The organism is Actinoplanes sp. NPDC049681, from assembly GCF_044465265.1.
Classification (GTDB): domain Bacteria; phylum Actinomycetota; class Actinomycetes; order Mycobacteriales; family Micromonosporaceae; genus Actinoplanes.
The window spans coordinates 406,899-420,648 of the sequence record NZ_JBITLP010000005.1; the positions used below are offsets into that span (position 1 = coordinate 406,899).

13 protein-coding genes are annotated in these 13,750 nt (G+C 73.4%); 8 read left to right on the forward strand and 5 right to left on the reverse strand.

Annotation, left to right across the window (positions count from 1 at the left end; all coding sequences use genetic code 11):
* Positions 1 to 35: 35 nt before the first annotated feature.
* The 4 genes from ACIBO8_RS20170 to ACIBO8_RS20185 are packed head-to-tail and all read right to left on the reverse strand — an operon-like array spanning position 36 to position 3,917.
* A complete protein-coding gene (locus tag ACIBO8_RS20170) occupies positions 36 to 455 on the reverse strand; it encodes an ester cyclase (protein WP_396116778.1) in 420 nt (139 codons plus the stop codon).
* A gap of 49 nt (positions 456 to 504) precedes the next feature.
* The gene (locus ACIBO8_RS20175; RefSeq protein ID WP_396116779.1) at positions 505 to 984 is read right to left on the reverse strand and encodes a nitroreductase family deazaflavin-dependent oxidoreductase; all 480 of its coding nucleotides are present in this window, start codon (positions 982 to 984) and stop codon (positions 505 to 507) included.
* Positions 985 to 1,020: 36 nt separating this feature from the next.
* Entirely contained in the window at positions 1,021 to 2,367 is a 1,347-nt protein-coding gene (locus ACIBO8_RS20180) for a BNR-4 repeat-containing protein (protein WP_396116780.1), read from the reverse strand.
* A complete protein-coding gene (locus ACIBO8_RS20185; protein WP_396116781.1) occupies positions 2,364 to 3,917 on the reverse strand; it encodes an aldehyde dehydrogenase (NADP(+)) in 1,554 nt (517 codons plus the stop codon). Before ACIBO8_RS20185 ends, ACIBO8_RS20180 begins: the two co-directional genes overlap by 4 nt.
* 145 nt (positions 3,918 to 4,062) lie before the next feature.
* On the opposite strand from ACIBO8_RS20185, the gene ACIBO8_RS20190 reads away from it, so the two are divergent.
* Entirely contained in the window at positions 4,063 to 4,863 is an 801-nt protein-coding gene (locus ACIBO8_RS20190; protein ID WP_396116782.1) for an NAD-dependent epimerase/dehydratase family protein, read from the forward strand.
* A 1-nt stretch (position 4,864) separates the two neighbouring features.
* Here ACIBO8_RS20190 and ACIBO8_RS20195 read toward each other — a convergent pair whose 3' ends face one another.
* Entirely contained in the window at positions 4,865 to 5,641 is a 777-nt protein-coding gene (locus tag ACIBO8_RS20195; protein WP_396116783.1) for an IclR family transcriptional regulator, read from the reverse strand.
* Between the two features lie 123 nt (positions 5,642 to 5,764).
* Between ACIBO8_RS20195 and ACIBO8_RS20200 the strand changes: the two genes are divergently transcribed.
* The 7 genes from ACIBO8_RS20200 to ACIBO8_RS20230 are packed head-to-tail and all read left to right on the forward strand — an operon-like array spanning position 5,765 to position 13,721.
* Entirely contained in the window at positions 5,765 to 7,093 is a 1,329-nt protein-coding gene (locus tag ACIBO8_RS20200; protein ID WP_396116784.1) for an extracellular solute-binding protein, read from the forward strand.
* Positions 7,090 to 8,028, forward strand: coding sequence for a carbohydrate ABC transporter permease (locus ACIBO8_RS20205; RefSeq protein ID WP_396116785.1), 939 nt, complete (start codon positions 7,090 to 7,092; stop codon positions 8,026 to 8,028). Before ACIBO8_RS20200 ends, ACIBO8_RS20205 begins: the two co-directional genes overlap by 4 nt.
* Positions 8,025 to 8,891: a carbohydrate ABC transporter permease gene (locus ACIBO8_RS20210; RefSeq protein WP_396116786.1), complete on the forward strand. Its 867-nt coding sequence runs from the start codon at positions 8,025 to 8,027 to the stop codon at positions 8,889 to 8,891. The genes ACIBO8_RS20205 and ACIBO8_RS20210 overlap by 4 nt, the downstream gene beginning before the upstream one ends.
* 31 nt (positions 8,892 to 8,922) lie before the next feature.
* Positions 8,923 to 9,864, forward strand: coding sequence for a 5-dehydro-4-deoxyglucarate dehydratase (locus ACIBO8_RS20215; RefSeq protein ID WP_396116787.1), 942 nt, complete (start codon positions 8,923 to 8,925; stop codon positions 9,862 to 9,864).
* Entirely contained in the window at positions 9,861 to 11,126 is a 1,266-nt protein-coding gene (locus tag ACIBO8_RS20220; RefSeq protein WP_396116788.1) for an enolase C-terminal domain-like protein, read from the forward strand. The genes ACIBO8_RS20215 and ACIBO8_RS20220 overlap by 4 nt, the downstream gene beginning before the upstream one ends.
* Complete coding sequence (locus ACIBO8_RS20225) at positions 11,120 to 12,259, forward strand: hypothetical protein (RefSeq protein ID WP_396116789.1); 1,140 nt, start codon at positions 11,120 to 11,122, stop codon at positions 12,257 to 12,259. Before ACIBO8_RS20220 ends, ACIBO8_RS20225 begins: the two co-directional genes overlap by 7 nt.
* A gap of 1 nt (position 12,260) precedes the next feature.
* Entirely contained in the window at positions 12,261 to 13,721 is a 1,461-nt protein-coding gene (locus ACIBO8_RS20230; RefSeq protein WP_396116790.1) for a hypothetical protein, read from the forward strand.
* The last annotated feature ends 29 nt before the right edge of the window (positions 13,722 to 13,750 follow it).

Here is a 13,750-nt window from a genome sequence, read left to right on the forward strand (position 1 = left end):
CGCCGCCCGCGCGGGCCGCGGCACGCCGCCGCGGGTCACGGGTCGCGCACCTGCACGATGCGCTGCAGCTCGTCGGCGAGGACCCAGATCCGCGAGACCCGGCCGGATCCGTCCAGGGTGAGGACGTCGATGCCCAGGCCGCTGACCGTACGCCCGGTCGGCGGCAGATCACCCAGGGGCGTCCGCCACAGGCCGGTGTGCCGCGCCCGGTGGCGGAACGCCACGGTCAGTTTCCCCGGCGCCGCCATCCGGTCCACGATCTCGATGACGTGCTCGGTGAACGCGGCGTGCAACGCGGCCGCCCGCGCGACGAGGTCGGCGACCGGCATGGGTGCGTCGTTGATGATGACGGGGTCGGTGTAGACGCGGGCGAACGCCCGGACCGGGTCGTCCCGCTCCGACGGCGGCACCCGCCACAGGTCGAACAGCTGCTGCTCGAGTTCCACGGTCTCCACCGGCCCAGCGTCCCGCGCGCCGCCGCCGCCCGGCAAGAGGCGGTGGCGGCTACGGCACGGTCTCGGGCACCAGCCGGAAGATGCGGATCTCGCGGCCCTGGGCGCGCTCGGCGTAGGCGTCGTAGCCCGGCCAGATCCGGCGCACCTGCCGCCAGAGCCGGTCGCGTTCCGCACCGGTCGCCAGGGTGGCGCGTACGGCCACCTCGCGGTCGCCGACCGTGACCCGGGCGGCCGGGTTCGCGAGCAGGTTCGACGACCAGGCGGGGTGGTGCGCCTGCCCCCAGTTCGAGCCCACGACGACGTAGGCCTCCGCGTCGGTGTCGTACAGCAGCTGCTGGGTGCGGGGCAGCCCCGACGTGCGGCCGGTCGTGGTGATGAGCAACGTCGGCAGCTCGTGGCGGCCCAGCACCGACCAGCGGCCGCCGGTGAGCCGGTAGATCCGGCGGTCCAGGGGTGACAGCCGGCGGCCGAGCGCGGCGAACCAGCGCCGCTTGCCGAGGCGCCGCAGGAGGGAGGTGTAACGCGACATCCGCTCAGTATCGCCGAGACGAGGCGATTGCCAAGATCAGCGGCCGGCCACCGAGATGTCACCGTCCGCCACGTCGGCCGGGCGGGCGCTGCTGGCACCGCTGAGCACGAGCCGGGCCGGGTCGCGGTAGCCGTCGACGACCTCGATGCGCTGCACCGCACGGGCCACCGGGATCGTCGTCTCGTCGCGCCAGATCCGGCCGGCGTGCAGCAGGTGGGTGGAGACCGCCGTGACCGCCGGGTCGGTGCTGGTGGCGTACACCCGCCAGGTGAGGGGATCGACCCGCTCCATGTCGCGGACCCGGAGGCCGGCGGCGACCTCCCGGCGCTGCCAGCCGGAGGGCGTCCGCACGGCTGTGTACGTGTGCACCGCGCCCGCCTCGTCGAGCTGCATCCACACCACGAACGGGGTCAGGCCGCCGGCGGTCGAGCCGACGAGCTGGATGTAGTCCGGCGACCGCGGGTTGGTCGCCTGCAGCGGCGTCTCCACGACCCGCAGATGCTGTTCCTGGTCGGCGTCGTCGATGCCGACTCCCAGGTCCGCACCGTCGGCCGAGCGGAAATGCAGATCTCCGGGGCTGAACCGGACGTGGTAGAGGTTGCGGTGGTAGCGGTCGTGCAGGTGTCCCTCCGGGCCGCCGCCGGCCAGCGTGTAGACGATGTCCACCCGTTCCGGGCGGCCGGGCGCAGCCGGTTCGTGGCGCAGCTGGCCGATGTAGACCTCGTTCATGTTGTCGGTACGCGTCTGCGGCGCGATCGCCCACCGCTGTCCCGTCAGCTGCTCGCAGCTCTGCCACGTCCGCCCGTCGTCGGTGGAGCGGACGTACTTCATCGGCCGGAAGTCGGTCGGGTACCGGTCGTCCAGGTCGCCCGCGGTCTCCCGGACGAAGACGAAGATCGCGCCGGCGTCGGTCCGGAACACCATCGGGTACGTGGCGCCGAGCCCTTCAGGGATCTGCGTGTCGGTCCAGGCGCCCTCGATGGAGTGCGGTTGCGGGGAGCGGGCGTACCAGAGCTCGCGGTTGTGCATGCCGCGGAAGACGAGCAGGTGGCCGTCGGCGGCCTGGATGAGCGTCGGGTAGTTGTGGGTGTCGTTGCCCCCGTCGGCCACCTTGACCGGCGCCGACCAGGTCGCGGTGCGGTGGTCGTACGCCTGGACGTAGTTGTCCTCGTACTGCCCGGCCCAGGAGATGAAGGTCTTGCGGGCCTGCGGGTCGTACACGCCGCCGTTGGTGGGCCGGCGGTCGGTGCGGGCCGCGACGCCGGTGGCGACCGTCGTGACGGACATCGGCGGCCGGCGCGCGCCGTGGTCGGCGCGGGCGGGGGCGGGAAGGGCCGCCAGCACGAGGACGGTCACGGCGCAGGTGGCGGGCAGACGGTTCATCGGACCTCTTCTCGGATGCGGGCGGGCAGGCGCTGGACGCCGTCGACCCGGCGCGGGATGCGTAGCGGGTCGTCCTCGCGCAGGACGGGCGGCAGGAACGCGTCCGGCACGTCCTGGTACGTCACCGGGCGCAGCCACCGGCGGATCCCGGTGGCTCCGACCGAGGTGTGCAGCGCGTTGGTGGTGGCGGGCCAGGGACCGCCGTGCTGCTGGGCCCAGGTGACCGCCACGCCGGTGGGCCAGCCGCCGAAGACGATCCGCCCGGCCCGGCCGGCGAGCGCGGTCACCAGCGCGGCGATCAGGTCCGCCTCGGTGTCCGGGTCGGCGTGGACGGTCGCCGTCAGGGCACCCGGCAGCAGGCCGAGCGTCGTGGTCAGCTCGGCGGTGGAGCCGTACTCGACCACCAGTGCGGCCGGGCCGAAGCATTCCTCCAGCAGCTCCCCCGGCCGGTCCGCGAGATCGTGCGCCGCGACGGCGAGCACGACGGGGTGCACGCGGTAGCCGTCCCCGGCGGCGCCGGCCGGCGCGATGATCGGGCGTACGCCGGGCACCCGGGCCAGGGCGGCCGCGACCGTGGCGTAGCCCTGCCGGATGCGGTCGTTGAGCAGCGGGCCGAGGTGAACCGCGGAGACGGCCGCGGCCAGCGCATCGTCCAGGCCGTGACCCTTGGGCAGCAGGATCAGGCCGGGCTTGGTGCAGAACTGGCCCGCGCCCAGCGTGAGGGAGCCGGCGAAGCCGTCCACCAGGGCCGGGCCGCGGGCCGCCAGGGCGCCGGCGGTGATCACCACCGGGTTCAGCGAGCCCAGTTCGCCGTAGAACGGGATCGGGTCGGGGCGGGAGTTCGCCAGGTCGTACAGCGCCCGGCCGCCGCCGAGCGATCCGGTGAAGCCGGCCGCCCGGATCGCCGGGTGCCGCACCAGGCGCCGGCCGGCCTCGGTGCCGTGCACCAGCGCGAACGTGCCCGGGGGCGCGCCGGCGCCGAGCAGGGCCGCGCCCACGATCTCGCCGGTACGCCGGGACAGGCCGGGATGGCCCGAGTGCGCCTTGACGACCACCGGGCAGCCGGCCGCGAGAGCGCTGGCGGTGTCCCCGCCCGCGACCGAGAAGGCGAAGGGGAAGTTGCTGGCGGCGTACACCGCGACCGGTCCCAGCGGGATCAGCATCCGGCGCAGGTCGGGGCGGGGCGCCGGGGCGTACCCGGGATCGGCGTGGTCGACGATCGCCTCGTGGAAGGCCCCGTCGCGCACCACGGCCGCGAACATCTCGAGCTGCACCCGGGTGCGGGTCAGCTCGCCGCCGAGGCGGTCCGCGCCCAGCCCGGTCTCCGCGTCGGCGAGTTCCACCAGCTCGGCACGGTGGTCCTCGAGGGCGGCGGCAGCGGCGTCCAGCAGGCCGGCGCGCCGGTCCGGCGATAGTGCCGCCAGCGCCTCCGCGGCGGCCCCGGCCGCGCACCCGGTGGCGTCGACCTCGGCGTCGGCGGTGTGCGGCACCGGAGCGCCGACCGGTTCCCCGGTGTAAGGGCTCCGGCCCTGATCGGCCGCGTCGCTCATGCATCACTCCCCATGTGTGTTCACATATGTGGACGGCAACCAGCAAGTTGTCATCTGTTCACGCATAGGATGATGACGATATGCTGGCCATCGATCAATAGCCATCCCTGAAGTGAGGCGATCGATGCACCCCCAGCGCATCCTGATGACCGGAAGCTCGGGCAAGGTGGGCACGCTGCTGCGCACGCGGCTGGCCCGCCCGGACCGCGTCCTGCGCCTGCTGGACGTCCGCGAGCCGGAGGACCTGCCCGGCACCGGGCCCGAGGAGCGTGTCACCGCCTCGATCGACGATCTCGGTGCGGTCGTCGCGGCCTGCGCGGACGTGGACGCGATCCTGCATCTCGGCGGGCAGAGCCGCGAGGCCGGCGCCGAGGAGGTGTTGCGCCTCAACGCGTACGGCACGTATTGCGTGCTGGAGGCGGCGCGCCGCACCGGCGTGCGCCGCGTGGTGCTCGCCTCGTCGAACCACGTCGCCGGATTCCACGATCTGAACGAGCACCCCGACGACGTGCCGGCCGACGCACCCGCGCGCCCGGACACGCTCTACGGCTGGAGCAAGGCCGCGGTCGAGGCGGCCGGCAGCCTCTACCACGACCGGTACGGCATCGACGTGGTCTGCCTGCGGATCGGCATGTGCGCGCCGGAGCCGCCAGGGCTGCGCGGCCTGGCCATGTGGCTGTCCCCGGACGACTGCGCGCGGCTGGCCGAGGCGGCGCTCAGCACGCCGGAGCCGGGATTCCGGCAGGTGTGGGGCATCAGCCGCAACACCCGCCGCTGGCTGTCCCTGCGCGAGGGCGAGGAGATCGGCTACCTGCCGCAGGACGACGCCGAGCAGTACGCGGACAAGCTCGTGGCCGAATTCGGCGAGCCGGACTTCGCGGGGGACCCCACCCTCTCGCGGATCGGCGGCTTCTGGTGTGACACCCCGATCGGTGAGCGGATGTGAGTCAGCGGATGCCCTCGCGGCGCAGCGTGGCCGCGAGGGCCTGGGTCCGCGCGGTGAGGGCGGCGGTGACCCGCTTGAGCTCGGCGCCCTTGGCGAGCCGCGCCGGCATCGAGCAGGAGATCGCATCGGTGGCCGGGATGCGGTAGTCCACAGTGGCCGCTACGCACGCCACACCCTCGGTGCCCTGCTCGCGTTCGAAGGCCCAGCGGCGCCGGCGCACCTCGTCCAGCTCGGTCAGCAGCGCGTCGAGGTCGGTGATGGTGTGCGGGGTGTAGCGCTCCAGCGTGCTCGGCAGCAGCGCCTTCACCTCGTCGGTGGTCAGGTCGGCGAGCAGCGCCTGACCGAGGGCGGTGAGGTGGGCCGGGAGCCGGCGACCGACCCGCGACACCACGTGCACCGAGTCGCGCGACTCCCGGCTGGCCAGGTAGAGCACGTGGGCGTCGTCGCGGCGGGCGTAGTGGATCGTGTAGCCCAGCTCGGCGCGCAGGTCCTCGAGCGCCTCGTACGCGTACATCAGCGCGGGGTCGCGGTCCAGGTACGCCGTACCGGACAGCAGGGCGTGCGGGCCCACCCCGAACGCGGAGCCGCCGTCGTCGGTCTCCACCCACTTGAGCTCGCGCAGGGTGCGCACCAGCGCGTGCAGGCTGGAGCGCGGATAGCCGGTGCGTTCCTGCAGCTGCGACAACGTCAGCCGGGTCGGCGAGGCGGCCAGCGTCTCGAGGATCTTCACCGTCCGCTCGGCCGACTTCACCGGCGACAGGTCGCCCGCCTCTGGCATGGTGCCCGCCTCCGCTTCCATCGATGACCGCTGTTGACCGCCATGCTACCGGACGCTAACTTGACGGTGATTCGCAATCACACTTACGAATGCCATCCACATACATGGACAGGAGGCAGAAGCGTGCCCGACCGCACCGCTCCCCGCCGCGTCGGCGCTCTGCTCGCCCTCGCCCTCGTCGCCGGCACCGTCACCGCTTGCGGCGGCGACGGCACCGAGCAGGACCCGAAGGGCGCTCTGCAGATCTGGATCCGCAAGCCCCCGGGCTCCGCGACCGAGCAGACCACCAAGGACCTGGCCGCCCGGTTCACCTCGGCGAGCGGCGTACCGACCCGGGTCACCGCGCTCTTCGAGGACTTCGAGACGAAGCTGCAGCAGGCGGCCGCCCAGAAGCAGCTCCCCGACATCGTCATCAACGACACCGCCCAGCTCGGCACCCTCGTCAAGCAGGGCCTGGTCCGCGAGGTCGACCCCGGCATCGCCGGGGGCGCCGACCTCACCCCGATCTCCTGGGACGCCGCGAAGGGCGCCGACGGCAAGCGCTACGCGGTGCCCTTCTCCGCACAGTCCTTCGCGTTGTTCATCCGCAAGGACTGGCGCGAAAAGGTGGGCGCGCCGGTGCCGGCGTCCTGGGACCAGCTCGAGGAACTCGGGCGCAAGTTCACCACCGGCGACCCGGACGGCAACGGCAAGGCCGACACGTACGGCTTCGTCATCCCCGGCTCCACCAAGCGGGGCTACACCTCCTGGTACGCCACGAGCTTCCTCTGGTCCGCCGGCGGCGACTTCCTCACCGCCGCCGGCGGCAAGTACCGGGCCGCGGTGAACAGCCCGCGGTCGGTCGCGGCGATCGACTACCTCAAGAAGGAGTTCTGCACCGACAAGACCGTCGTACCGGGCGCCGTCACGCTCGAGACCACCCAGGCCCACCAGGTCTTCGAGAGCGGCAAGGGCGGCATCTACTTCACCGGGCCCTACAACATGGCCCGCTTCGACAAGAGCCTCGGCAAGGACAAGTACGAGGTGGTGCCCCTGCCGGCGGGCCCGGGCGGCAAGGCGGTGTCGCTGGCCGAGGGCGAGAACCTCTACCTGATGGCGGGCTCGGCCCACGAGGACGGCCAGCGCAAGTTCGCCGAGTACGCGATCTCCCCCGAGGGCCAGGCGCTGGGCATGGCCGGCGACACCGACGGCACCATCGTGCGGCTGCCGGTGAACGCCAAGGTGCAGCTCGCCTCGGTGCGCAAGGACGCCCGCTGGAAGACGTTCGAGCAGATCTACAAGACGGCGGGCCGCTACACCCCGGCCGTACCCGACTGGACGCCGCTGCGCCAGGCCTCGGCCGACTCCTTCAACGCGATCTTCGCCGACTGCGCCGGCGACACCCGGGGCGCCCTGGACAAGCTCGCCACCACGCTCGACGAGGAGCTCGCCAAGCAAGAGGTCAAGGGGTGACCACCCTGACCCCGGCACCAGCGCGACCGGAGGCCCCGGCCTCCGGCGTGCCGGCCCGCCCCCGGCGCCGGCGCCGGCGCGGTCTCGTGCTGCCGTGGCTGTTCCTGCTCCCCGCCCTGATCCTGTTCTCCGTCTTCAAGTTCGTCCCGATGGCCCGGGCCGTCGACATGAGCTTCCACGAGGTACGCCCGTACCTCGGCGACCGGTGGACCGGCGCGGACAACTACAGCACCATCGTCACCGACGCGGCGTTCCGCGACGCCGTCCGCCACACCGTCGTCCTGGCCGCCGGGCAGACCGCCGGTTCATTGATCGTGGGGCTGGTGCTGGCCCTGCTGCTCGAGGGCACCGCGCGGCACCTGTGGTTCGTACGGACCGCGGTGTTCCTGCCGACGGTGGCCGCCATGGCGGTGGTCGCCGAGGTGTGGCGGGTGCTCTACTACCCGGCGCCCGAGGGGCTGCTGAACTCGGTGCTGGGGATGTTCGGCGCGGGCCCCTCCGCGTTCCTCAACGCCGAGGACACCTCGCTGTGGTCGGTGATGGCGGTCGGGATCTGGCGCGGCGCACCGTACGACATGATGATCTTCCTCGCCGGTCTGGCCGGCGTCGACCGCGCGCTGTACGAGGCCGCCGGCGCCGACGGTGCCGGGCCGCTGCGGCGGCTGTGGCACGTCACGCTGCCCGCCCTGCGCCCCGTCCTCGTCATCCTGCTCACCCTCGCCGCGATCCGCGGCCTGCGGGTCTTCACCGAGATCTTCCTGCTCACCAACGGCGGGCCGAACGGCTCCACGGAGGTGCTCATGACCCTGATCTACAAGCTCGGGCTGGAACGCAACGAGCTCGGCGTCGCCGCCGCCGGCTCCATGGTCCTGCTCGGCGCGAGCGTGATCCTCACCCTCGCGGTCCAGGCCGCCCGCGGCAGGGGTACGCGATGAGCTCCCGGTTCGACTCGGCGCTGGGCTTCAGCAGCCTGCGCGGACCGCTGGCACGCCTGGTCCAGGTGCTGCTGTACGCGGTTCTCGTGATGATCTTCGCCGGTCCCCTCCTCGCGATCCTGATCGGCGCCTTCAGCCCGGTGGCCGACCCGAGCCGGCTGACCCTGTGGCCCCGGCACCTGACGCTGGCCAACTTCTCCGCCGCCGTCGACCGCGGCGTGCTGGGCTACCTGCTCAACTCGTTCATCGTCGTGGGCTTCGGCCTGCTGCTGCAGATCCTGGTCAGCGTCTCCGCCGCGTACGCCCTGGCTCGGCACCGATTCCCCGGCCTGCGGCTCGTCACCCTGCTGATCCTGTCCACGATGATGCTGCCCGAGGAGATCCTGGCGATCCCGTTGTCGCTGGTGCTGGCGGACGTACCGGTCGTGCACGTGAACCTGATCGGCACCCTGGCCGGGATGATCATCCCGGTCGCCGCCTGGGCGTTCTCGATCCTCGTGATGACCGAGTTCATGAAGGACATCCCGCTCGAGCTCGAGGAGGCGGCCCGCCTCGACGGCGCCGGCGACCTGCGGATCCTGGTGACCGTCGTGCTGCCGCTGTGCCGCCCGGCGCTCGGCGTCATCGGCATCTTCGGCTTCACCATGATCTGGGACCAGTACATGCTCCCGCTGCTGGTGGCCCGCGACGCCGCCCAGTTCACCCTGCCTTTGGCCCTGCGCACGCTGCGAACCGACGAGCAGGCCGGCCTCGGAGTGCTGCTCGCCGCCTCGCTGCTCGCCCTGCTGCCCTCGGTGCTCGCCTTCCTGGCGCTGCAGCGGCAGTTCCTGAGAGGCCTGACCTCCGGTGCCGTCAAGGGCTGACGCCCGCCCTGCGAACAGATCAAGGATGCCCATGCGCCTGCACGGCCTGCTCTCCTTCCCGCTCACCCCGTTCACCGCCGGCGACACCGTCGACGCCGGCGTGCTCGCCGAGCACGTAGCCCAGCAGATCGCGGCCGGGCCCGCGGCCCTCTTCGTGGCCTGCGGCACCGGCGAGTTCACCGCGCTCGGCATGGACGAGTACCGCACCGTCGTCCGGACCGCCGTACGCGAGGCGGGCGGGCGGCTGCCCGTGTTCGCCGGGGCGGGCGGGGGTCCGCGGGCGGCCCGTGAGTTCGCCCGGGCCGCCGCGGAGGCCGGCGCGGACGGGTTGCTGCTGCTGCCGCCGTACCTGGTCGCCTCGCCGCCGGCCGGGCTGGTGCGCCACATCGCGTACGTGGCCGCGGCGACCGGGCTGCCCACGGTGGTCTACCAGCGGGCGAACGCGGTCCTCGACCCGGCCGCGGCGGTCGCCCTGCTGGAGGTGCCGACGGTGATCGGGATCAAGGACGGGCGCGGCGACGTGGACGCGATGACCCGGCTGGTCACCACGGTGCGGGCCAGCGGCCATCCGCGCGCCGCCGACATGGTGTTCCTCAACGGGCTGCCCACCGCCGAGGTGACCGCCGCCGCGTACCGCGCGATCGGGGTGCCGAGCTACTCGTCGGCCGCGCTGAGCTTCGTGCCCGACCTCGCCGTGGCCTTCCACCAGGCCGTCGAACGCGGCGACGAGGCGGCCTGCCGCACCCTGCTCAGCGAGTTCTTCCTCCCGCTGGTGGCCCTGCGCGAGCAGGTGCCCGGGTACGCGGTCGCACTGCCCAAGGCCGGCGCACGGCTGGGCGGCCTCGCCGTGGGCCCGGTCCGGCCGCCGCTGGTCGACCTGTCCGCCGAGCACGTGGAGCGGCTGGCCGCCCTGATCGGCGACGGCCGGGCGGCACTGCGGCGGCTGCGGACCGCCCCGGCGGTGGCGGCATGAGCGTCCTCGGTGTCACCGGGGTCACCATCACACCGATCGCCTTCCCCGATCCCCCGCTGCTGAACGCGGCCGGCATCCATCAGCCGTGGGCGCTGCGGGCCGTCGTCGAGGTCCGCGCCGCCGACGGCTCGGTCGGCCTGGGCGAGACGTACGGCGACGCCCCGCACCTGGCCCTGCTGGACCGCGTAGCGCCGCTGCTGGACGGCCTGGACGTATTCGACCTCCACGGTTTGCGCGCCCGCGCCACGGCGGCACTCGGCGGCACGGATGCTCCCGACCGGCACGGGCTCACCGGCGCGTCCAGCGCCGGCAAGACGGTGGCGCGGGTCGTGTCGCCGTTCGAGGTCGCCCTGCTGGACCTGCAGGGCCGGTTCACCGGCCGCCCGGTCCACGACCTGCTCGGCGGCCGGGTCCGCGACCGGGTGCCGTTCGCCGGATACCTGTTCTACAAGTGGGCCGGGCACCCCGGCGCGCCCGCCGACGAGTACGGCGAGGCCCTCGACCCGGCCGGCATCGTCCGGCAGGCGCGCCGGCTGATCGACCGGTACGGCTTCGGCTCGCTGAAGCTCAAGGGCGGCGTGTTCGCCCCGGAGGAGGAGATCGCCGCGATCGAGGCGCTGCACGACGCCTTCCCCGGGCACCCGCTGCGGCTCGACCCCAACTGTGCGTGGGGTGTGGAGACCTCCCGGCGGGTCGCCGGCAAGACCGACGGACTGCTGGAATACCTGGAGGATCCGACGCCCGGCCTGGCCGGGATGGCCGCGGTGGCCGCGGAGGCGCCGATGCCGTTGGCCACCAACATGTGCGTGGTGCAGATGGCGGACCTGCCGGAGGCCGTACGCCGCGGGTCGGTGCGGATCGTCCTCGCCGATCACCACTACTGGGGCGGGCTCACGGAGTCCGCGCACCTGGCCGCCGTCTGCCGTACCTGGGGACTCGGCCTGTCCATGCACTCCAACAGCCACCTCGGGATCAGCCTCGCCGCCATGGTCCACCTGGGCGCCGCGACGCCGGACCTGACCTACGCGGCGGACACCCACACCCCGTGGCAGCTCGGTGCCGACGTCGTCGCCGAGCCGCTGGCGATCACGGGCGGGGCGGTGGCCGTACCGGACGGGCCCGGGCTCGGCGTGACCCTGGACCGCGCGGCGCTCGCCCGGATGCACGCCGACTACCGGGCGTGCGGCATCCGGGAACGCGACGACACCGGTTACTTCCAGCGGTTCGAGCCGTCGTACACCCGGCGACGGCCGCGATGGTGAGCGCCGCCGGGCACGCGTACCCGTGGGACGTGCTGGGCGACCCGGACTTCCCCGGCCGCGTCGCGAAGGCCGGTCTCGATACGGTTACGCTCGCCTCGACGTATCACAGCACCCGGGCGGCGACACCGCTGCATCCGGCGCGCCGGCTCGTGGACGCCCGCCACGCGGCGCTCTACCGCCCGGTGCGCGAGGCGGTCTGGGACGGCCATCGGCTGCGCCCGGCCGCGCCGGACTGGGTGCCGGAGCCGGACGCCTTCGGCGCCGCCGCGGCCCTGCTGCGCTCGGCCGGGCTGCGGGTCACCGCGTGGATCGTGCTGACCCACGACACCCGGCTCGGGCTGCGGCACGCGGACGTCGCGGTGGTCAACTGCTTCGGCGAGCCCTATCCGTACGCCCTGTGCCCCGCCCATCCCGACGTCCGCCGGTACGCGGCCACCCTCACCGCCGAGGCACTGCACGACATCCCGGTGGACGCCGTGTCCCTGGAGGCGTGCGGCCAGCTGGGGGTCGATCACCTCGGGCACCACGAGAAGACGGCCGGCGCCTTCACCGCGTACGAGAAACGGCTCTTGTCGGTGTGCTGTTGCACCGCCTGCCGCGCGGCCTGGCGAGCGGCCGGCGCGGACGACGACGGCATGGTGGCCGCGCTGCGGACGGCGCTCAGCGGTGGTGCGCCGCTGGACGACGAGCTATCGGCGCTGATTCTGGCGATCCGCCACGCGCACACGGACGCGTTGCGGGCGGAAGTGCTCGCTGCCGCGCGCCTCGCCGCACCCGGAGCACCGGTCGTGCTGCACGCCAGCCCGGATCCGTGGGCCACCGGCCCGTCGCCCGGGCTGACACCCACCGCCGCCGGCGACGTCGACGCCTTGCTCGTGCCCGCGTGGCCTGCCGACGAGGCCACCGCCGCCCTCGTCCGCGACGCCACGTCCTACGGCAAACCCGTGGACGCCTACGTGACAGTGCTGTCCGATGTGGACCGGTCCGCACTCGTCGCGCACGTGCGCCGGTTGCGGGACGCCGGGGCCGGCCGGTTCAGCCTCTACCACCTCGGCCTGGCACCGGCCGGCCGGCAGCCCTTCTTCGCCGACCTGCTGGCGGCGGTTCTTCCTCACCCTCGAACCGGGAGTTGACATGGGTTCCCTTCGCGCCGGCGTCGCCGCCGCAGCCCTGGCAATGGTGGCCGCCCTGAGCCACGTACCGCCCGCGACCGCCGCCCCCACCGCCGGCGGTGCCACGGTCACCGTCGACGCGCGGCAGCCCGGCGGACGGCTGCCCGCCGACCTGGTCGGCCTCTCGTTCGAGATGCGCGAGCTCGGCATCGGCAACCTCGACGCCCGCCGGGGGACCCTGGCCCAGCTGCTGCGGACCCTCGGCCCGGGCAACATCCGGATCTCCGGCAACACCCTCGACCGCGACGGCATCTGGCTGCCCACCGGCCAGGCGCTGCCCGACCCGCAGCCGGAGTGGCTCCAGCACGTCGTCACGCCGGACGACATCAGGCGCCTCGGCGGATTCCTCCGCGCCACCGGCTGGCGGGCCGAGGTCGGCATCAACCTCGGGCGCTGGGACCCGGTGGCGGCGGCGGACCAGGCCCGCGTCCTGCACAAGGTGCTCGGCAGCAAGCTCGTCGCCGCCGAGTGCGGCAACGAACCGGACCAGTGGGTCGGCAAGGGCTTGCGCCCCGCCGGATACGGCTACCCGGACTACCTGAAGGACTTCGAGACCTGCGCGGCCACGGTCGGCCCGCAACTCCCCCTCGCCGGCCCCGACGCGGCCTCGCCCAGCACCTCCTGGGCCGCCGAGCTGGCCCGCGACACCCACGGCCGGCTGAGCATGATGATGCTGCACCAGTACGCGATGGACCCGTCGGGCACCATGGACCGGCTGCTGTCGCCCCAGACGTACGCGAACCAGCTCCGCTCCATCACCCCCAACCTCGACGCCGCCAAGGCGCTCGGCATCCCGCTGCGCGTCGACGAGACGAACTCGGCATGGGGCGGCGGCATCGACGGCGTCAGCAACCGGCACGGCGCGGCGCTCTGGGCGCTCGACTACAGCCTTGAGCTGGGTCAGGCCGGGGTGGCCGGGCTCAACTTCCACGGCGGCCTCGGGGTCTGCAACGCGCCGATCTGGAACGGCAAGTGGCAGCTCTACACGCCCATCTGCGCACCGGGCAAGGCGGCGGAGCTGGCGCAGATCTACCGCGTCCAGCCGATCTACTACGGGCTGTGGATGGCCCGGCAGGTGGGCCCCGGCCGATTCCTGCCGGTCACGGTCACCACCGGGCGAAACCTCAGCGCGTACGCCGTGCGGGGCGACGACGGCAGGCTGCGGCTGGCCGTGATCAGCAAGGAGGACCCGGCGGCCGGACCGGTCCACGTGGACCTGGCCGTGGGCGGGGGCGACGGCACCGCCCACATCCTGACCATGGCCGGCAGCAGCCTGACCGCCGCGGACACCGCGGTGCAGGGCGCGCGGGTGGACAGCGCCGGACGGCTCACGCCCGGCCGCGGGGACCGCGTCCCGGTGCGCTCGGGAACGCTGTCGCTCGACCTGACGGCGGGCTCGGCGGTCGTGATCACCATCGGGTAGTAAACCGTGGCCGTTTCGCCACCTGTCCG